Raw genomic sequence first — 21,229 nt, 5'->3', positions numbered from 1 at the left:
TATATTACTTATTTTTTTCTTTCAATTAGTTTATTTATCACATATCTATCATGCTAATAAAATAAAGTAAATTTTAAAGTACTAATTATTAGTTTGTTTCTTGCTTTTAACGTTACTATTTGCTGGGGAATACAGTTCAATCCTATATAATTACAACTATAAAAAACATTGCAATATATTATAACTTTTTTCTATCAATTCACGAAATATATTAAGTTGTACTTCCTTTTCTTATTTATCGTATAAAGCGAAATTTCCTATTGATTTTTATATAAAACAGTATAAATTTCTTTACAATTTAATTTTTTGTAAAGAATTTATGCTAGGCTATGAAAAAGAACAGAGAAGTTTAACAAGCGACCAAAAAGAAGCCACAGGAATTTTATCTACAGCTACTTTTCTTGAGTATTTTGATTTAATGTTGTACGTCCATTGAGCAGTATTGTTAAATGAATTGTTCTTTTCTAAATATGATTCGAGTGCAGCTTCTCTTCTCTCTGCCTTTACCTTTTGTTCTACCTTTATATTTAGACCACTAGGAGCATATGTTTTTGGTCGAATAGGTGATAAATTAGGGCGAAAATCTACTGTTATTATGACAACTACCTTAATGGCTTTATCCTGTATAATTATGGCAAATGTTCCTACTTATGAACCAGTAGGTTATTTTGCTGCTGTATTAATCACAATTTGCCGTGCAATTCAAGGTATGGCTTCTGTAGGTGAAATAGTGGTAGCAGAACTTTATTTAACTGAAATTACAAAACCACCTACACAATATCCCGTAGTTTCTTTTATCGCCGTAGCATCAGTAATTGGGACAACTGCAGCTTTAGCTATAGTATCTTTAGTTACTACTCAAGGATTTAATTGGCGTCTTGCCGTTTGGATAGGTGCAATTATTGCAGTTGTGAGAGGCTACGCTAGAGCTCATCTTAGAGAAACGCCTGATTTTGTAGATGCAAATGCTAGACTTTTACGAAAATATGAAAAAGCAAATATCGACAAAAAAGAATTAAAAAACGATGAGATTTTTAACCAAAAACCTAAATAAGAAGACAACTATATATTTTTTCATAATGAGTTGTGCTTGGCCCATATGTTTCTACTATACTTATATTACTTGTGGTGAAGTTTTAAAGAATGCATTTGGATATAGTGCAGCTCAGGTTATTCATCATAATTTTATTATTTCAATGTTCCACCTAGCTAGTATGTCTTTAATATGTTTTCTAAGTTATAAAATATATCCTTTAAAAATTCTTAGAGTAAAATTAACTTTACTCTTTATATTTATTCTATTTCACCATACCTTTTAAAAAGTACAACTACACCTTTCCAGCTTCTTTTAATTCAAATAGGTTTGATAATATGTTCATTTGATACTGTTTCTGCTGTTTCAAGCTTTTTTAAGCATTTTCCGGTTTTTAAACGCTTTACAGTAGTATGATATATGCTGTTTCTAGAGCCTTAATGTATATAATCACTTCGTTTGGAATTATATATTTACAAAATATTTGGGTCAATATGGTTTGTTTGTTGTGATGGTTCCATTACTTATAATGTGTATGTTTGGTCTAAATCATTTTCAAAAGTTGAAAAAGCAGATTATTCATAGTGAATAATGATATTTGTTTTTGTTGAGAAAATTTATCTTTGTATAAAAACCTATAGCAAATTTCATTAAACTTTTCTTCAATTTCATAACACTCTAAATGTATAGCAACAACTAGAAACTTCTGAAATGTTTCCACAATGATCTGCTTCGCGTTTTCAGATGATTTAGCTGCTAATGTTTATACATTATGAATACGATCAAATAATTTTATAAGTGCGGTATCATATCTTTTTTGCTTAATTAATAGGTTTAAGCTTTCCTCGACACTGATTTTTCCGTGAGGTTTAATTCTCTAGTTACACCTTCTACATGTTTTGCTGTTTCTTTACCAAAAATTTCGATGATTATCTTTTCAGTAAGTTCTGTATCCTCAATATTATAGTGAAGTAGAGCAGCATTTATCATATTAGAAGTAAAAAGCTTAAGCGCTTCGTCTGCTACAAACTCTGCAAGCATAATCGCGACTTCGATCAGGTACGAATAATACGGATCGCCTGACTAACGCATTTGTGAACCATGATATTTACGAGCGTAGTAGATACCTTTTTTAACTTCCTCTATATCAACAGGATTTTTTACTTTAGTGTTTAAATATTCGAGTTTATCAAGTAGCTTTTTAGCGTAAACACAAATTTCAAACTTTTCTTTCCAAGAGCTTATATCTTTCATAAAAGTTATTTTATTTATATTAATAATAGTTGATTACAATTAAAGCAAAAGTTAAAAAATTACAATAACAAATAATTTTTTAACTTTAAATAGATTAATAGCTTTTGGTTACATTGTATTTAAACAATTGCATTTTGTGTTATTATTTATTTTTGCTTCTTATTCTTGCTGTAATTTATACTCTGCTGCTTTTTCTTCTATATAGTTAAAAAAGAAATAACAAAAAGTTAAAAAACTAGTGAGAATAATAGCAAATGTTATTAATATTAACTTAAGCTCTTTCCTTGCATTTTGAGCTTTTAAACGCTTTTCCTCCTCTTCATCTATTATTCACTCAGAGGTTAAAGTTTCTCTGTCATTTCCCGCGAAAGCGGGAATCCAGAAAAAAGCGAGATAAATCGAGCTTTTAATTTTTATATTCCAGGATAAACTATAGTATGCTAAGATATTGCTTTTAAAAATAAGTGATTATCAGTGTCAAAATTTTCTTTTAATATTCATCATCAGCATAAAAAAGCTAGAAGCGGTATTATCGTAACCGCACACGGTGAGATGCGTACTCCCGCTTTTATGCCGGTTGGAACGAGAGGAACGGTTAAGGCAATGCTACCTGAATCGGTAGCCGAAACGGGGGCGGATATATTGCTCGGCAATACTTACCACTTAATGCTTCAGCCGACTGCCGAACGTATAGTACTGCTTGGTGGCTTACATAAATTCATGAATTGGGATAAGCCGATATTAACCGATTCTGGCGGTTTTCAGGTAATGTCGCTATCGAAGTTACGCAAGATAACCGAAGAGGGAGTCAGTTTCAGTTCTCATATTAACGGCGATAAATATATGTTAACTCCTGAGCGTTCTACCGAAATACAATATCTGCTCGGTAGCACAATCACTATGGCTTTTGATGAATGTACGCCTTACCCTGTAACCTTTGAAGAAGCTAAAACTTCTATGCAGCTTACGACTAGATGGGCGAATAGATCACGTAATGCTTTTGTTAAGCGGGAAGGCTATGCACAATTCGGTATTATTCAAGGTAGCGTTTACGAAGAATTACGTGAGCAATCGGCTAAAGATCTAGTAGAACTTGATTTTGAGGGTTATGCTATAGGTGGACTTGCAGTAGGTGAGGGGCAGGAGCTTATGTTTAAAGTACTTGATTATGCTCCTGATTTTCTGCCGCAAAATAAGCCGCGTTATTTAATGGGAGTCGGTAAGCCTGCTGATATTATAGGTGCGGTTAGCAGGGGTATAGATATGTTTGACTGTGTAATCCCGACACGCGCAGGTCGCAACGGTCAGGCTTTTACGAAATACGGTACTGTAAATATCCGCAATAGCAAATATGCCGATGATAACAAGCCGCTAGAACATGATTGCCTATGTCCTGCTTGTAGAAACTATAGTAAAGCTTATCTACATCATTTAGTTAGAATCGGTGAAATACTTGGCTCTATGCTAATGACATGGCATAATTTAACATATTTCCAAAATCTCATGAGCCGTATTAGAGCATATATTAAACTAGGTAAAGATTTTGATTTTGATTCTTAAAGTGACTAGTTATAAAACATGCCTTATTACATGTAAACTTACTTAAATAGGTTATGTTATGAAAAAAGTTTGTGCAGATCACACTTCAGTGATTATAACTAGACAAAAACAAAAACCGGTGGTTATTATGTCGCTTGAAGATCATAATGCTATGGAGGAAACTATACTTGTTAAAAAGTCCTAAAAATGCTGAAAGACTAAAACGAGCAATTAGCGATTTTGAAGGAAATAAAAATTTTAGGAATTGGATTTGATTGTAAATTAAAATAAAAGTATGAACTACTAATGCAAAATATTGATTTAATATCTGAAGAGGAAGCACAAAAATTACTAGAAGAACTCGCTGATAAAATAGCAGCGTATAACCATGCTTATTATATAGAAGATAATCCTTTAGTTTCTGATAGCGAGTATGATCAGCTATTTAATACCAATCTCAAGTTAGAACAAAAATTTCCTCATTTAATTTTAGAAAATAGTCCTAGCAAAAAAGTAGGGGCTAAAATAGCAAATAAATTTGCTAAAGTTACGCATCAAGTGCCTATGCTATCTCTCAGTAATGCTTTTGATGAGCAAGATGTGAGAGATTTTGTAGACCGTATAAAAAATTTCTTACGCCTTAATGAGTTTGTTCCTATCTTTTGTGAACCTAAAATAGACGGTTTGTCTTTTTCTGCTGTTTATAAAAACGGGGTGCTTACAACGGGAGCTACAAGAGGTGACGGATATGTCGGTGAAGATATAACAGCAAATATTAAAACAATCAAAAATTTTCCTCATAAAATAGATAATGTTCCGGAGTTTTTAGAAGTACGAGGGGAAATTTATATTGAAAAACAAGATTTTTTAAATCTAAATAAAGAACAAGAAGAGCAGGGCAAGGATAAATTTGCCAATCCTCGTAATGCTGCTGCCGGATCACTTCGTCAGCTTGATGCTTCTATTACGGCTAAAAGACCGCTCAAATATTTTGTATATTCAGGAGGGGTAACTGAACAGAATCTTGCTTCTTCACAAGATCAATTACTTACAAAATTAAAAGAATGCGGCTTGAACATTAATGAAATATCTAAACTTGCGAGTTCTGAAGAAGAAATTTTCGCCTTTTACGAATATCTCAAAACAAATAGAGAAGATTTACCTTATGAAATTGATGGAGTAGTATATAAACTAAATGATTTTGCACTGCAAAATAGAATGGGCTTTATTGCACGAAGTCCACGCTTTGCTATCGCTCATAAATTTCCTGCAATAATAGGACAAACAAAGTTACTTTCTATTACTGTACAGGTTGGTAGAACTGGTACGTTAACGCCGGTAGCCGAACTTGAACCCATAGAAATAGGCGGGGTAACTGTTAGCAGAGCAACATTACATAATTTCCAAGAAATTGCACGAAAAGATGTGCGCATTAAGGATTATGTATTCCTGCAACGTGCTGGTGACGTTATTCCTAAAATCATGGGAGTTGATTTTGATAAACGTCCTAATGATACAGCAACGTTTGATACTCCTTTATTTTGTCTGTCATGTAATTCTAAGTTGCATTACATGCCTGAAGATATTATTATACGCTGTGATAATGGCCTTAACTGTCCTGCTCAGAATTATGAGCGTATCCGTCATTTTGTATCGAAAAATGCTATGGATATTGAGGGGCTTGGGCGTAAGCAAGTTGAATTTTTAATAGATAAGGGATTGATTAGTAATCCTTTAGATATTTTCTTTTTAAAAGAAAAAAATGACTCTAGCTTAGCAAAACTTGAAAATATGGATGGATGGGGTAAAAAATCAGTAGAAAATCTTTTTAAAAATATAGAAAAATCAAAAAACGTTAGTTTGCCAAGATTTATATATGCATTAGGCATAAGGCATATCGGTGAACAAAATGCTAAATTACTTGCTAGAGAATTTGGCAGCTATAATAATTTTATAGCTCAAATGGAATTGCTTAGAACAAATGAGCCTGATATTTATCAAAAACTAAACAATTTAGAAGGAATCGGTGATAAGATTTTAGTAGATATTATTGATTTTTTTGATGTTAAAGAAAATATTGAGCTTATCAAAAAACTTGGTGAAATATTAAATATTGAAGATTATAAAGAGACTAGAGAACAGAGTAGTTTAACGGACAAGATAGTAGTATTTACCGGTAGTTTACCGACTATATCTAGAGCGGAAGCTAAAGCAACGGCTGAGAAACTTGGGGCTAAAGTTACAGCTGGCGTATCATCGAACACGGATTTAGTTGTAGCCGGTGTTGATGCAGGCAGTAAACTTAAAAAAGCTAAAGAGCTTAATATTAAAATTATTGATGAAGAAGAATGGCTTACGCTTATAAAAAATGTTTAAAGCAAGGCATTGCTAACTAAATGATAGTAAATAAAAAACTCGATGTCATTCCCGCCTACGCGGGAATGACATCGGAAAGCTAAACTACACTATAAAACAACTTTTTCTACGCAATGCTAAACTTTTTGACAAAGATAGAACAGTTATTACAAAACATATTAATAAAATTCTAAAAGAAAGAAAACTAGACAATATAGTATGTACAAATTTTGCACGTACTGCCGTTGATGGTAAAACATACCAAGTAGAATACTATAATTTAGATATGATAATATCAATAGGATATAGGGTAAATGCTAAGAGAGGGATCGCTTTCAGAAAATGGGCTACTAACTTACTTAAAGAACATCTAATTAAGGGCTATAGTATTAATCTACAATGCTTTTACGAAAGATTGCACAGTAAATTATACTATGATATAATATATAATTACTGTAGCTAAATTAGACGAGATGCCTAAATCTAAACTAATACGAGAAGCCATTAAAAATTATTTACTTCAGCAGAAGCAACGGAATGCTTAAATATGGTTTATAAAGTATATGCTCTATGTCATTCCCGCGAGTTGGTCATAGAAGTGAAATTTATGATTAATTTAAAATGAACTATCGTCATATTTATCATGCAGGCAATTTTGCCGATATAGTCAAACATTTAGTCCTCATTAGTATTTTAGCACAGCTCAAGCAAAAAGAAAAACCTTTTGCGGTTTTAGATGCTTTTACTGGGCTAGGTCTTTACGATTTAAACTCGGAGGCAGCTTCTAAAACTCTAGAAAGCGATACGGGAATTAATAAATTACTGCAAGCGACCGATCCTATTCCTCAGCTCTTACAAACTTTTTTAAATATAATAAATATAGCAGGCAAAAGTCACTACCCAGGTTCACCTTTTATAATTAAACAATTATTAAGACCAAATGATCGCTTAATTGCCTGCGAACTGCATCCAAGCGATTATTTAAGTTTAAAAAAATTATTACCAAATGATACGCATAATATAGATGCTTATGATGCTATCAAAGCTTTGCTACCATTTAAAGAGAATAGAGGATTAATTTTTCTTGATCCGCCTTTTGAAGTAAAAAATGAGTTTCAAAAATTACTTGAAGCACTTAAAAAAATTAAGCTACGAGTTCTTAATAATACTGTCTTAATTTGGTATCCTATAAAAGATTTATCTTTAGTCCGTGATTTTTACCACAATTACAAAAATATCGGATTTAAAGAAACTATGATTATTGAATATGAGCTTTTAAATAGTGATAAAAATATGGTAAAGTGTGGGTTAATGTTAATTAACCCTCCAAATATTAGAGGAGAATTAGAGAAATTAACAGAATATTTAAGTGGCACTCTTAATTTGAAATTTACATACATTTATCTTTAATGTCTTTTAAAAAATATATCTTTTTATTGTTTATAGTTTTTCTTGTTCAAGGTTGTAGCAGTATTAAAGAATCTAGTGGTACTACGTTACTTTCTACTACTTTATCTCAATTAAAGCAAAAATATAAAATCAGCCATGCGGATTTAGTAGTACAGTATGATTTAACAAACAAAAATAGCAAATGTATATATGCTAAAAACTTAGGTCTAATAATTAATAACCCTAAACAAAATAAGATTTTTTTACACAAATTCCATAATAAAAACCCGGCAGAATTTAATAAAGCAGCCGAAATAAAAATAGCTGATATAAAGGCAGTTGTAACAAAACTAAATTCAAAATATAAGTTTCTCTCTAAACCGGAAGCTAGCTATTTTGCAAAAAAACAAACTCATAGGAATAATATCTCGGAATTAACCAAGCTTGATAAAATAATTAGTACAATACCGCTTATGATGCCGGAATATGAGCCGAAAATTACTAGCCATTACGGAACTAGGACAAGTCCTCATAAAAAGAAAAGAAAAAAAAAATGTTTCCATAGCGGTATTGATTTACAAGCTAAAAAAGCAGCACCGATATATGCAGCAGCAAGCGGAATTGTTATAAAAGCCGCTAGAGCACCTGATTACGGGAATTTTGTTGAGATTAAACATGGACGCAAATTTGTTACGAAATATGCTCATTTAAAAGAAATATCAGTCAAGGAAGGAAATAAAATTAAGCGTGGTCAATTTATCGGTATACAAGGAAGCACTGGTAATGCAACGGGTGAACATTTGCATTTTGAAATTCTGTTAGATAATAAAGTAATCAATCCATTTGACTTTATTTTTAACTACCGTAAATGTTAAACTATGATCAAACTTTTATATCCTGAATTTTGGCAGAAGCGAAATATTATAGCTTATTTGCTTTTGTCTATAAGCTTGATATATCAATTTTTAGGCTATTTACGAGCTAGTTTAGCACGTCCTATTATGTTGCCTGCTAAAGTTATTTGTGTCGGTAATTGTAGCGTAGGAGGTACGGGTAAGACGCAGATAGTAATGTATCTAGCCAAATTACTAAAAGCTAGAAATGTACGTTTTGTAATAGTAACTAAGGCTTATGGTAGTAACCTTAAAAGTGCAACTACCATACATCAAGGACATACAGCATTAGAGGCAGGAGATGAGGGGGTAATACTTGCAAAGTACGGAGCAGTTATTGCTACTAAAAATATTAAAGAGATTGTGCCGTTAATTAACGAGCTTAAACCTGATATAATAATAGTTGATGATTTCCTACAAAATCCTTGTTTTCATAAAGACTTTACTATAGTCTCAGTAGATAGACAAAGGCTTTTCGGCAACGGTTTTCTAATTCCTGCCGGTCCTTTAAGACAATATCCAAATAAAGCCCTTGATGCAGCTGATTTAATTTTTTTAGTCAGTAGCCACCAAGATAAAATACCGAATATTTTAACTCCTTATGTCAATAAGTTAATAAATGCTCAAATAGTTCCTTCAAATAATATAGATAAAACTAAAAATTATTTTGCTTTTAGCGGTATCGGTAATCCTGAGCGTTTCTTTGCGACTTTAAAAAATTACGGATTAAATATAACCGGTTACAAAATTTTTCCTGATCATTATAATTATTTACAAGCAGATTTAGAAAATTTATATTCATTAGCTAAAGAGCATAACGCTACCTTAGTTACTACAAGAAAAGATCATGTTAAGTTTAATGATTTAAATAATAATATTATCTGTCTAGATGTGGAGTTATCTATAAATAATCCTGATTTATTAAATGAAAAAATTTTTAAAAAAGCTCAGATATTTAATTGAGTATTTTATCGTTGTTATATTCCTGAAAGTAATAGGAATATTCGGTGTAGATAAAGCGGCGGATATTTGTAGTTTTATAGCAAGAAAAGTCGGTATATTATTTGCTGTTAATAAAATTGCTAGACGAAATATTAAAGTAGTATTCGGCGATATGTATGATGTTGAAAAAATCATAGATCAAACTTGGGATAATTTCGGTAGGTTTATCGGTGAATTTACATATGTTGGCAAGATGGATGAAGCCGAGTTAGAGCGTAGAATCGAAATAATCGGTATAGAAAATATTAAAAAACTTGCAGGACAACCTTTTTTATTATTTAGCGGTCACTTTGCCAATTGGGATATTAGTCTTAAGCTTCTTCATAAATTTTATCCGAAAGTTGCCGTAATTTATCGTAAAGCAAATAACCCGTATGTTAATAAGTTGGTTAATGAAAGTCGTGCCGGTGATAAATTAAGACTTATACCGAAAGGTCCTGAAGGTAGCAGAGCTTTAGTCAGGGCTATCAAGGAGAGTACATCTATTGTTATGCTTGTTGATCAAAAAATGAACGATGGAATTGAAGTGCCTTTTTTGGGGCATCCTGCTATGACTGCAAGCGCCATCGCTAAAATTGCTTTGCAGTATAAATATCCAATTATACCTTGCCAAATCATTAGAACTAAAGGCAGTTATTTTAAAGTAATAGTTCACCCGCAATTAAAGTTTGAGCAAACCGGCGATAATAAAGCCGATTGCTATAATATTATGCTTAATATTAATCAAATGCTAGGAGAATGGGTTAAGCAAAATCCTTCTCAATGGTTTTGGTTTCACAATAGATGGAAGGAATGAAACGTCATTGCGAGCAGCCGTAGGCTGCGTGGTAATCTCGTCAAATATCTTGAGATTGCTTCGTCAATTGCTGTGCAATTTCCTTGCAATGACAAAAAAATAAGCCACGGTATGACATTTTAAGAAAGCATAGTCCGTAATTTCTCAAGTACTTCTTGAGCGTGATTTTTAGCATTTACCGAACGCCAAATATGCTTAACTATGCCTTCCTTATCAAGTAAAAATGTAGCTCTATCAATACCCATATATTTTTTACCGAACATTGATTTTTCTATCCATACCCCTAATTGTTCACATAAATTTGAATTTGCATCAGAGGCTAAATCAAATCCTAAACTATATTTTTCTTTAAATTTATCATGAGAGTCAAGCTTATCTTTGGATACTCCGATAATTACCGTATTAAGTTTATCGAATTCCGGTTTTAGCTTGTTAAAATCTTGTGCTTCAATAGTACATCCAGGTGTATCGTCTTTCGGATAAAAATATAATATTACAAATTTTCCTTTTAAATCCGATAGTTTGATTACGTTATCTTTACCTATGTGTAAAGATAAATCAGGAACTTTTTTTCCTAGTTCTAATGTCATAATACCCTCAAATTTATTTGATACAATAACTATATATTCAATATGTACTTTTTAAAATTGCTTTTTATAATTATATTATTTATGATACCGGTATATAATAATACTTAAGTTTAATTTTTATTAACTATTTCAATAAAGAGGTTTTATGAGAACTATAAGTGACGCACTTGAAGCATTACATAAAAATCTTAAGGACTCTGCTAAAATTATTACTGTCGATTTTAATAAAAAATGTCATGAAGTAGCGGATAAATTATCCGTCAAAATTAATGATTTAGAGGAATAGGATAAGGATAGTAAAGACCATTCTTTAGAAACTATAAAAGAGCAATATAAAAATTTAACGAAAGAGTTACAGGATTATCAGAAAATTAAAGATGATAAAGTGGAAGAATATAGACAAACTCTTGTGAAAAAACTTGATGATTTAAGTAAGAAAGTTGAACAATATAATAATAAACATAAATAATTGGAGAATATAATGAAAAAAATTTTAATAACATTAGGTGCTACCGCTACTTTATTATTAACACCTAGCATTTTTGCAGATTTGTCTACCAAGGATTACACAACAGCAAATTCGTAATTTTTTAACGTCATTGCGAGGAGATGCGTAGCATCGACGCGGCAATCTCATAAAGTAGGATAAACTCCTGAGATTGCTTCGTCGAAACTTATAGTTTCTCCTTGCAATGACTGCGGACAATATATTAAAAACCGGTATTATTTATGACTATTACAAAAAAAAATTGCAGCTATATTAAGCTCTAAATTGGGTTTTTCAAATAATTTATGCGAGGAAATAGTTCATACGGTTTTTTCTAATATTTTAGAAATAGCAAAAGAGCAAAAATTAACTTTAAAGAATTTTGGTAGCTTTGAGGTTAAACAACAAAATCCACGTCCCGGAATAAATTTTCATACCAAAGCACCGGTAATTATAGAATCAAAAAAGCATTTACGTTTTGTCCCTTCTTCTAAATTAAAAGCTTTAATTAATGAATCTACTCGATGAACTTCGTTATAATTTGTTGGCTTGTTGCATGTCTCGGAAAATGCTTTTTATGTCATTCCCGCGAAAGCGGGAATCCAGTAAAACATATAAAAAACTTGTTTTTTTAGGTTTATTGTGTCAATAATGTGTATTAAGGTTATTTGGGGACTCCCGCCTACACGGGAATGACATAAAAAGCATTTTCCGAGACATGCAACAAAATCTGTATTCGGAGTATATGACAAACAATAAGCTAACAAAAAAATATTATTCTGCTAGTGAAGTGATTAAGCATTTAAATATTGCTTTACATCAATTAAGATATCTAGAGACAAAAAGCCCTGATTTATCTAATTATAAAATAAATAATAGAAAATATTATACTGCTAATGATATTGATCTACTCCAAAAATCTTTAAATAAAGATATTACATCTCTTTCTACCGCTAGAATCGATATATTACTTACCAACTTATAATTTGTCTCTTCAAATAAAAAAAATTCTTGCCGATTCCTCGATGACTCGCGTATAGTACTTGTCATATCACGTTTTAAAGAACAGAAAGGGGCATATTATGACAATAAGACAAATGGTAAAGCCAGTAATTATAGGTATCTCTGGTCCTGAATTAACCGATGCCGAAAGAGCATTATTTGAAGAGCATAATCCTTTAGGTGTAATTTTATTCCGTCGTAATATTAGAAAGAATGATAATGGTGTGCAGGACAAAGAAGCCCTTATTAAGCTTATTGCAGATATAAAAGAAGTATTAGGGGAAAATACTATCATCTCTATAGATCAAGAAGGCGGTAGAGTAAAAAGGCTCATAGCACCGACTTTTTATGACGCTCCGGCTGCTCAAACTTTTACTGATCCCCAAGCATGTAAACAAAATTATAGTGATATTGCGAAAGCGCTGAGAGAAGTAGGCATTAATCTAGATTTTGCACCGGTAGCGGATTTGATCCACGAAGGAGGAGACAAGATAGTCGGCGATAGAAGTTTCGGCGGGGAGCCGGAAGTAGTCGTGCCTTTATGTTTAGCTGCTATAGACGGATTACAAGAAGAGAAAGTCAGGGCTTGTATAAAACATATTCCGGGCCATGGTAGAGCTACGGTGGATAGCCATAAAAAATTACCGATTGTCGATACTGATATAGAAGAGTTAGAAAAAACAGACTTTAAAGTATTTAAGGAGCTAGCGAAGCACGATAATATTAAACTTGCTATGACGGCACATATAATTTACAAAGCTCTTGATCCTGAGAATCCTGCTACCCTATCAAAAAAAGTTATAGACTATATTAAAAATAATATCGGCTTTAAAGGGCTTATTATTTCCGATGCAATAGATATGAAAGCTTTAAGCGGTAGTATGGCAGATATGACCAAAGCAGTTTTAGATGCAGGCGTAGATATAGTGCTTGAATGTAGCAGAGAATTTAACAAAATGTCTGAAGTTCTAGGTAGTGTTTCGGAAAGTTCTATAGATAAATTTTCTGACTTGTTTATTGCTTAATGCTATTATTCATTTAATATCATACCGCGGCTCGACCGCGGTATCTTAGGACACAGTCTTTGATGCAAGATCCCGTGGTCAATAGCTACGGGATGACAACGGAACTGCACAACGGCAGGTATTTAGCCGTAAAATGGCTATTAAGAAACTTATACAATTAATCTAAGTTAAAATTCAATTAAACCATTATATTGAAAAAATTTATTTTTACTATTAATCTGTTTTTTAATTTTTAGTTAAAGAATTTATTTTATAAATTACTTGAATAGTGTTATGAACAGTCTTGTGGATTTAAGTTCTAAAAGCTATAGGTAATATTTACTAAGAATAGAGATATAGAGAATTTTAGGTAGCAGGAGGGGATTTGATTTGTGATATTATTAATCTGCTTAAAGAAGATTTAGATAAAGCAGATATAGAAAATGAGATATATATGCGTCTTAAAGAACCTTATTCTGTTTTAAAAAAGATGAAAAGGAAAGCAGTGCCGATTGGTGCATTGAAAGACTTAATTGCATGTAGGATTATAGTTAAATCTAAAGCTCTATGCTATAATGCTTTGGATGTAGTTAAAAGTTCTACGCATTTAGATTGGTTATACACCAAAGATTATATCAATAGACCAAAAAGCAACGGCTATCAGTCTCTTCATAATATAATGCAGCTTTTATACTCTAAACGTAATTTTGAAATACAGATAAGAAGTGAAGATATGCATAAAGATGCCGAGCTTGGTAGAGCAGCTCATTTAAATTATAAAGAAGAACAAGACCGTCATGTGAAAAAAGTTTTTGACGTTACTAATGACATGATACTTTCTAAAGCACGTCAAATGGTGAAACAATTTGAAGGATTAGAAGAGCAAATTGTAGAATATGAAAAAGAAATTATGCGTATTTGGCATACTAAATATGACGAAATGCTAAAATGGGCAAATACTGCTGAAGTGCTAATATTTAATGAAGAGTAGGGGGATAATTAGTTTGTCATTCCGTGAGACGAAAATATGTCATCCCGTGACTTGACCACGGGATGACACTGATAAGGCATAACGCCAATGTGGTAAAAATATAACATTTATTAAAACTTTATAAAAAAACTATAGTGATGCTTGTAATTATATACAATATATAGTATGCTACAGTCCGTAGTTTAGAAACTATTGAAACAAAATGTTAGGTTATTTCCTTATCAAATGTGGGATATCTTGAATCACATTTGATAAGTTTGTTTTAATACTATATACTAAATTTTAACTTAAATATAGGACAAAAATTATGGCTCAAAAACCAAATTTTCTAAAAAAATTAATTTCCGCAGGGTTGGTAACTGCTTCTACAGCTACCATAGTAGCCAGTTTTGCAGGTTCAGCTATGGGTGCTGCTACACAGCAGAATAGAACAACAAACAGAGCTGCTACAACTGTTGATGGTGCGGGATTTGACCAAACTGTCGCTCCTGCAAATGTTGCGGTTGCTCTAAATGCAGTTATTACTGCTAATGCTAATAATGGTATTAATTTAAATACTCCAGCCGGTAGTTTTAACGGTTTGTTTTTAGATACTGCAAACAATTTAGCAGTGACAGTGAGTGCAGATACTACCTTAGGGTTCATCACTAATGCTGCTAATCAAGGTAACTCCTTTGACCTTATGCTTGGTGCTGGTAAAACTCTTACTATAACAGGTCAAGGTATTACTAATGCACAAGCTGCTGTTACAAAAAATGCTCAAAATGTTGTTGCACAATTTAATGGTGGTGCTGCTATTGCCAATAATGATCTTAGCGGTGTAGGAACAATAGACTGGGGTGCTGCGGATTCTACATTAGTATTTAATTTAGCAAATCCTACAACTCAAAAAGCTCCTCTTGTACTTGGAAATAATACTGTAATAGCTAATGGTGTTAACGGTACATTAAATGTTACTAATGGATTTATTCAAGTTTCAGATAAAAGTTTTGCTACTGTTAAGGCAATTAATATCGATGACGGTCAAGGTTTCATTTTCAATACTGATGCTACTGTCGGTAATGCTTTAAATTTACAAGCAGGTGGTGCTACTATTAATTTTAATGGAACAGACGGTACGGGTAGATTAGTATTATTAAGTAAGAATGGTGCTGCTACCGACTTTAACGTTACAGGAAGTTTAGGCGGTAATCTAAAAGGTATAATCACATTTAACACTGTTGCAGTAGCCGGTCAACTTATAGCTAATGCAGGCCCTGCTAATGCAGTAATAGGTACTAATAATGGCGCAGGTAGAGCTGCAGGATTTGTTGTTAGCGTAGATAATGGTAATGCAGCAACAATCGCTGGACAAGTTTATGCTAAAGACATGGTTATACAAAGTGCTAATGCAGGCGGACAAGTAAATTTTGGACACATAGTTGACGTTGGTACAGACGGTACTACTGCCTTTAAAACAGCAGCTTCTAAAGTTGCAATAACCCAAAACTCAAACTTTGGTACTACTGATTTCGGTAATCTTGCAGCACAGATTACAGTTCCTGATACTATGACCCTTACCGGTAATTTTACAGGTGATGCTAGCAATCCCGGTAACACTGCAGGTGTGATCACTTTTGCTGCTAACGGTACTTTAGCAAGTGCTAGTGCAGATGCAAATGTTGCGGTGACAAATAATATTACAGCAATTGAAGCATCAGGTATCGGAGTTGTCCAATTATCAGGAACACATACTGCCGAGTTACGTTTAGGAAATGCCGGTTCTGTCTTTAAACTTGCTGACGGTACAGTTATAAACGGTAAAGTTAACCAAACTGCTGTTGTCGGCGGTGCTCTTGCAGCCGGTGCTATTACCTTAGATGGTAGTGCTACAATTACCGGTGATATAGGTAACGGTGGCGGTGCTGCTGCGTTACAAGGCATTACTTTAGCTAACGATGCTACAAAAACATTAACACTTGGTGGAGCAAATATTATCGGTGCTGTCGGTGGAACGATTGATTTCCAAGCTAACGGTGGTACTATTAAATTAACAAGTACTCAAAATAATATTTTAGTTGATTTTGATTTAGATATAACTACTGATCAAACAGGTGTTGTTGATGCGAGTAGCCTAACAAATGCTCAAACTTTAACTATTAGCGGTACAATCGGTACTATTGGAGCTAATAATAAAACTCTTGGACAATTTAATATTGGCTCAAGTAAAACAGCTTTAGATGGCGGTAATGTTGCTATTAACGAGTTAGTTATTGGAAATAACGGTTCAGTACAATTCGCTCATAATAATTATTTAATAACAAGCACTACAAATGCTGCTGATCAAGGTAAAATAATATTTAATCCTGTTGTAAATAATAATACAACTCTTGCAGCTGGTACAAATTTAGGTAGTGCTGCAAATCCACTTGCAGAAATTAATTTTGGATCTAAAGGGGCTCATGCTGATACTATATTAAATGTTGGTGAAGGTGTAAATTTATATGCTACTAATATTACTACTACTGATGCTAACGTAGGTTCTTTCGTCTTTAATGCCGGTGGAACAAATATAGTAAGCGGTACAGTCGGTGGACAACAAGGTAATAAGTTTAATATTGTAGCATTAGATAACGGTACTACTGTTAAGTTCTTAGGTAATGCAACATTTAACGGTGAAACTACAATTGAAGCTAATTCTACCTTACAAATCGGTGGTAACTATACTGCAGACTTTGTTGCATCTGCCGATGGTACCGGTATAGTAGAATTCGTTAACACCGGTCCTATTACCGTAACATTAAACAAACAAGCTGCACCTGTTGGTTATTTAAAACAAATAACGGTTTCTGGTCCCGGTAACGTAGTGGTTAATGGGGTAGGTAATGCAGGTAATAATCCTGGTGCTGCGACTGATACGATTGCTTTTGAAAATTCAAGTTTAGGTGCAGCTTTATTCTTACCTAGCGGCATTCCATTCAATGATGCAGGCAACACAATGCCTTTAACAATTAAAAGTACCGTAGGTAATAAAACAGCTACAGGTTTTGATGTTCCTAAAGTGATTGTTTTAGGTGTTGATAGTGTCATCGCTGACGGTCAAGTAATCGGTGATCAAAATAATATCGTAGGTCTAGGTCTTGGAAGCGATAACGGCATAATCGTTAATGCTACTACATTATATGCAGGTATCGGTACTATAAACAATAATCAAGGTACTGTCACACTTAGCGGTGGTGTTCCTAATACCCCTGGTACAGTTTATGGCTTAGGCACAGGTATTGGCGCTTCACAGTTAAAGCAAGTAACGTTTACTACAGACTATAACAACTTAGGTAATATTATTGCAACTAACGCAACAATTAATGACGGTGTAACTGTTACTACAGGCGGTATAGCCGGAACAGATTTTGACGGTAAAATTACTCTTGGAAGTGTTAACGGTAACGCTAATGTAAGATTTGCTGACGGTATATTTTCTAATTCTACAAGTATGATTGTTACTACTAAAGCTAATAACGGTACTGTAACTTATTTAGGTAATGCATGCGTCGGTAATATAGGTGATTCAAATACTCCTGTAGCTTCTGTTAGATTTACAGGTAGTGATGATGGGGCAGGATTACAAGGAAATATTTATTCACAAGTAATAGACTTTGGTACTTATGACTTAAATATTTTAAATTCTAATGTAATTTTAGGCGGCGGTACTACTGCTATTAACGGTGCAATCAATCTTCTTACAAATACTTTAACATTTGCAAGTGGTACTTCAACATGGGGAAACAATACTTCTATTAAAACTACTTTAACAGTAGCAAACGGTAATATAGGTCACATCGTTATCGCGGAAGGTGCTCAAGTTAATGCAACAACCACAGGAACTACAACCATTAACGTACAAGATAATACCAATGCAAATTTCAGTGGTACACAAACTTATACTTTAATCCAAGGTGGTGCTAGATTTAACGGTACTTTAGGAGGTCCTAACTTTGCTGTAACCGGAAGTAATCGTTTCGTAAATTACGGTTTAATACGTGCTGCTAACCAAGATTATGTAATAACACGTACTAACAATGCAGAAAACGTAGTTACTAATGATATCGCAAATAGTTCGTTTGGAGGTGCACCAGGTGTAGGTCAGAACGTTACAACATTTGTAAATGCAACTAATACTGCAGCCTATAATAATCTTCTTTTAGCTAAAAATAGTGCTGATTCTGCTAATTTTGTCGGAGCTATCGTTACCGATACAAGTGCGGCCGTAACTAATGCACAATTAGATGTAGCTAAAGATATCCAAGCTCAACTTGGTAACAGATTAGGTGCTCTTAGATATTTAGGTACTCCTGAAACTGCTGAAATGGCTGGACCTGAAGCTGGAGCAATACCGGCTGCGGTTGCTGCAGGTGACGAGGCTGTGGATAATGTAGCTTACGGTATATGGACAAAACCTTTCTATACTGATGCACATCAAAGTAAGAAAGGTGGTTTAGCTGGTTATAAAGCTAAAACCACCGGTGTCGTAATTGGTTTAGATACGCTAGCTAACGATAACTTAATGATTGGTGCTGCTATCGGTATCACTAAAACTGATATAAAACACCAAGATTATAAGAAAGGTGATAAAACCAACGTTAACGGTTTCTCATTCTCTCTATATGGTGCCCAGCAGCTTGTTGAGAACTTCTTTGCTCAAGGTAGTGCAATATTTAGCTTAAACCAAGTGAAGAACAAAAGTCAGCGTTACTTCTTCGATGCTAACGGTAATATGAGCAAGCAAATTGCTGCCGGTAATTATGATAACATGACATTCGGTGGTAACTTAACAGTCGGTTATGATTACAATGCAATGCAAGGTGTGTTAGTAACTCCAATGGCAGGACTTAGCTACTTAAAGTCTTCTGACGAAAACTACAAAGAAACCGGTACAACAGTTGCAAACAAGCAAGTTAACAGCAAGTTTAGCGATAGAACCGATTTAATAGTAGGTGCTAAAGTAGCCGGCGGTACTATGAACATAACTGATCTTGCGGTATATCCAGAAGCTCACGCTTTTGTGGTTCACAAAGTAAAAGGTAGATTATCTAAAACTCAGTCTGTATTAGACGGACAAGTTACTCCGTGTATTAGCCAGCCTGACAGAACCGCTAAAACATCTTATAATTTAGGTTTAAGTGCAAGCATAAGACCTGATGCTAAGATGGAGTACGGAATCGGTTACGATGCTCAGATTGCAAGTAAATATACTGCACATCAAGGTACTCTAAAAGTCCGTGTAAACTTCTAATCGCTCCCGATTAGCAAGTTTATAAGTTCCTCAAGAAAAAAGCCCTCTTTGAAAAAAGGGGGCTTTGTTTGTTCTTTCTTCCTGCCTACATGCCTTGTTGTATGGCTCAAAAAACCTACTATATGTCATCCCCGCGTAGGCGGGGATCCAGAAAAAAGCGAGATAATTTGAGCTTTTAATTTTACAAACTTATTGTGTATAATCTTTAAATTTTTCCACCCCGTGCAATACCTTCACTAACCTCAAATTTTATTGACTTCTAGTCGAAAAGATATAAATTTTTACAGCTAAAAATTTAAAATTAATAAATATTATGAAAAAATATATATTAGTGATTATTATGCTTCTAATAAGCGGAAGTATGTTTGCTCAAAGTCAAATATCCAATTTAGTTATACCGGTTAGCTATTTTATAAATCATGTATCCCAATTGAAAAAACTAAAAGAAAATCTTAATAAATATAAGCAATCTAGTGTAGTAGGGGTAAGCGGTGTGGGTAAAACGCAGCTTGCTAGAATGTACGCTTATGAAAATAAAGATAACTATAACATAATTTGGTTGATTAATTGTAATCTAAATATAGAGCAGCAATTACTCAAATTATCTAAAGCTATTAATACCGAGGTAAAATCACCGGTGATTTCAGAAGATATGGCAGTGATGAAGAAAAATTTAATGGTTTATCTAGCAAGTAAAGATAAATGGTTATTGGTGTTTGATAATTTAAAAATAGGCGAGAATAAGAAAATAGAGGATTTTATTAATTGGGAGTATAACGGTAATATTATATTTTGTTCCCAAGACGATGAATTATTATCTAACATAATCAAAGCAAACGCTTTCACTAAGCCGGAAGCTGCATTACTTGCAAAAAATATATTGGAAAATAAAAATCCGGAATTAATAAATTTTTTGACTCGAGAATTTGGAGGTTATCCGATTCTCGTAGTTCAAGGAGCACAAATATTAAATCAAATACAAGGTTTAAACTTAGAGAAATACAAGAAAAAGATAAAAGCCTCTAAGGATAAAATTTAAATATAAAACTTGTTAGCAATGAATTAAAGCCTAGTGCCAAGAGATTGCTAGATGGGATAGCATTGCTTAATAATCAAAGTTTTTCAAAAGAATTATTAAATTCTATTACTGAAGATAAGCATAGTCTAGACGATGATATTTATCAGCTTTCTAAATTTGCTTTGATCTCTAATATTGAACCTAATGAAGTTAATCCGATATTTGAAATGCATGATGTTATAGCTGAAAAAATATTACAAATAAATGTAGATAAAGGAAATAAAGAATATCTTGAACGTAGTGTTACTAATCTTTTAAATTCTATACCTAAAAGTTTAGTACAGGGGCGTATTTTTAGAAATGCTAAAACTATACCGGATTAATTACAAAAAATGCAGAAAAATACGATATATCGATATATAAAATTTTAGAGTTATAAATTTATTAATACAATATGCTAATTCTTCCGATTTATATAACTCAAAAAAATTAGTAAATTGGTTTGATAAAAACGATCAAAAAGGTAAATTTAAATTATGGACAATGAATAATGAAGAAAAATTTGCTTATGCTGCATATTTAGGACGCATAGGGTGGTATTATA

At 33.0% G+C, this 21,229-nt stretch carries 16 protein-coding genes and 4 pseudogenes; 17 read left to right on the top strand and 3 right to left on the bottom strand.

The genetic code is table 11. The features are described 5' to 3' along the window. The first annotated feature begins 319 nt into the window (after nt 1-319). Nucleotides 320-1,625 (top strand): annotated as a pseudogene (locus tag MCC_RS06155) (MFS transporter). Here MCC_RS06155 and MCC_RS10680 read toward each other — a convergent pair. After that, nucleotides 1,578-2,287 (bottom strand): annotated as a pseudogene (locus MCC_RS10680) (HD domain-containing protein). The pseudogenes MCC_RS06155 and MCC_RS10680 overlap by 48 nt on opposite strands. Before the next feature lie 159 nt (nt 2,288-2,446). Continuing rightward, nucleotides 2,447-2,617, bottom strand: a complete 171-nt coding sequence (locus MCC_RS11690; RefSeq protein ID WP_155813903.1) for an RC1041 family protein — start codon at nt 2,615-2,617, stop codon at nt 2,447-2,449. A gap of 144 nt (nt 2,618-2,761) precedes the next feature. Here MCC_RS11690 and tgt point away from each other — a divergent pair, with 144 nt between their 5' ends. From tgt to MCC_RS06115, 8 genes are all read left to right on the top strand, one after another. Then, nucleotides 2,762-3,847: a tRNA guanosine(34) transglycosylase Tgt gene (tgt, locus tag MCC_RS06140; protein WP_014408987.1), complete on the top strand. Its 1,086-nt coding sequence runs from the start codon at nt 2,762-2,764 to the stop codon at nt 3,845-3,847. Between the two features lie 58 nt (nt 3,848-3,905). Continuing rightward, on the top strand, nt 3,906-4,031 hold the full coding sequence (locus MCC_RS10675) for a type II toxin-antitoxin system Phd/YefM family antitoxin (RefSeq protein ID WP_014408986.1): 126 nt from the start codon (nt 3,906-3,908) through the stop codon (nt 4,029-4,031). A gap of 101 nt (nt 4,032-4,132) precedes the next feature. Further along, the gene (gene ligA / locus MCC_RS06135; RefSeq protein ID WP_014408984.1) at nt 4,133-6,202 is read left to right on the top strand and encodes an NAD-dependent DNA ligase LigA; all 2,070 of its coding nucleotides are present in this window, start codon (nt 4,133-4,135) and stop codon (nt 6,200-6,202) included. A 70-nt stretch (nt 6,203-6,272) separates the two neighbouring features. Then, nucleotides 6,273-6,644 carry a RhuM family protein gene (gene rhuM, locus MCC_RS08510; RefSeq protein WP_331270643.1) on the top strand — a complete coding sequence of 124 codons (372 nt, stop codon included), beginning with the start codon at nt 6,273-6,275 and terminating at the stop codon, nt 6,642-6,644. Between the two features lie 158 nt (nt 6,645-6,802). Beyond that, nucleotides 6,803-7,591, top strand: coding sequence for a 23S rRNA (adenine(2030)-N(6))-methyltransferase RlmJ (locus MCC_RS06130; protein WP_014408982.1), 789 nt, complete (start codon nt 6,803-6,805; stop codon nt 7,589-7,591). Next, nucleotides 7,591-8,445, top strand: a complete 855-nt coding sequence (locus tag MCC_RS06125) for a M23 family metallopeptidase (RefSeq protein WP_014408981.1) — start codon at nt 7,591-7,593, stop codon at nt 8,443-8,445. The genes MCC_RS06130 and MCC_RS06125 overlap by 1 nt, the downstream gene beginning before the upstream one ends. 3 nt (nt 8,446-8,448) lie before the next feature. Next, nucleotides 8,449-9,426 carry a tetraacyldisaccharide 4'-kinase gene (lpxK, locus tag MCC_RS06120; protein WP_014408980.1) on the top strand — a complete coding sequence of 326 codons (978 nt, stop codon included), beginning with the start codon at nt 8,449-8,451 and terminating at the stop codon, nt 9,424-9,426. Further along, nucleotides 9,389-10,261 (top strand): lipid A biosynthesis lauroyl acyltransferase, encoded by an 873-nt coding sequence (locus MCC_RS06115; protein WP_014408979.1) that lies wholly within the window; start codon nt 9,389-9,391, stop codon nt 10,259-10,261. Before lpxK ends, MCC_RS06115 begins: the two co-directional genes overlap by 38 nt. A 119-nt stretch (nt 10,262-10,380) precedes the next feature. On the opposite strand, the gene bcp is transcribed toward MCC_RS06115, so the two are convergent. After that, on the bottom strand, nt 10,381-10,851 hold the full coding sequence (bcp, locus tag MCC_RS06110; protein WP_014408978.1) for a thioredoxin-dependent thiol peroxidase: 471 nt from the start codon (nt 10,849-10,851) through the stop codon (nt 10,381-10,383). Nucleotides 10,852-10,996: 145 nt separating this feature from the next. On the opposite strand from bcp, the gene MCC_RS10670 reads away from it, so the two are divergent. From MCC_RS10670 to MCC_RS06075, 8 genes and pseudogenes are all read left to right on the top strand, one after another. After that, nucleotides 10,997-11,137 carry a hypothetical protein gene (locus MCC_RS10670; protein ID WP_014408977.1) on the top strand — a complete coding sequence of 47 codons (141 nt, stop codon included), beginning with the start codon at nt 10,997-10,999 and terminating at the stop codon, nt 11,135-11,137. Between the two features lie 443 nt (nt 11,138-11,580). Beyond that, nucleotides 11,581-11,866, top strand: a pseudogene (locus MCC_RS06105) (HU family DNA-binding protein). 217 nt (nt 11,867-12,083) lie between these two features. Further along, nucleotides 12,084-12,378 (top strand): annotated as a pseudogene (locus MCC_RS06100) (MerR family transcriptional regulator). A 42-nt stretch (nt 12,379-12,420) separates the two neighbouring features. Beyond that, a complete protein-coding gene (gene nagZ / locus MCC_RS06095) occupies nt 12,421-13,365 on the top strand; it encodes a beta-N-acetylhexosaminidase (protein ID WP_014408973.1) in 945 nt (314 codons plus the stop codon). A gap of 364 nt (nt 13,366-13,729) precedes the next feature. Continuing rightward, entirely contained in the window at nt 13,730-14,335 is a 606-nt protein-coding gene (locus MCC_RS06090) for a guanosine polyphosphate pyrophosphohydrolase (RefSeq protein ID WP_014408972.1), read from the top strand. Nucleotides 14,336-14,642: 307 nt separating this feature from the next. Continuing rightward, entirely contained in the window at nt 14,643-19,607 is a 4,965-nt protein-coding gene (gene ompB / locus MCC_RS06085) for an outer membrane protein OmpB (RefSeq protein ID WP_014408971.1), read from the top strand. A 313-nt stretch (nt 19,608-19,920) separates the two neighbouring features. Then, a complete protein-coding gene (locus MCC_RS06080) occupies nt 19,921-20,646 on the top strand; it encodes a hypothetical protein (protein WP_231288685.1) in 726 nt (241 codons plus the stop codon). 62 nt (nt 20,647-20,708) lie between these two features. Beyond that, entirely contained in the window at nt 20,709-21,008 is a 300-nt protein-coding gene (locus MCC_RS06075; RefSeq protein WP_155813871.1) for a hypothetical protein, read from the top strand. The last annotated feature ends 221 nt before the right edge of the window (nt 21,009-21,229 follow it).

This window comes from Rickettsia rhipicephali str. 3-7-female6-CWPP (genome assembly GCF_000284075.1).
In the GTDB taxonomy this organism is placed as follows: Bacteria; Pseudomonadota; Alphaproteobacteria; order Rickettsiales; family Rickettsiaceae; genus Rickettsia; species Rickettsia rickettsii.
This window is presented reverse-complemented; position numbering and strand designations above follow the sequence as displayed.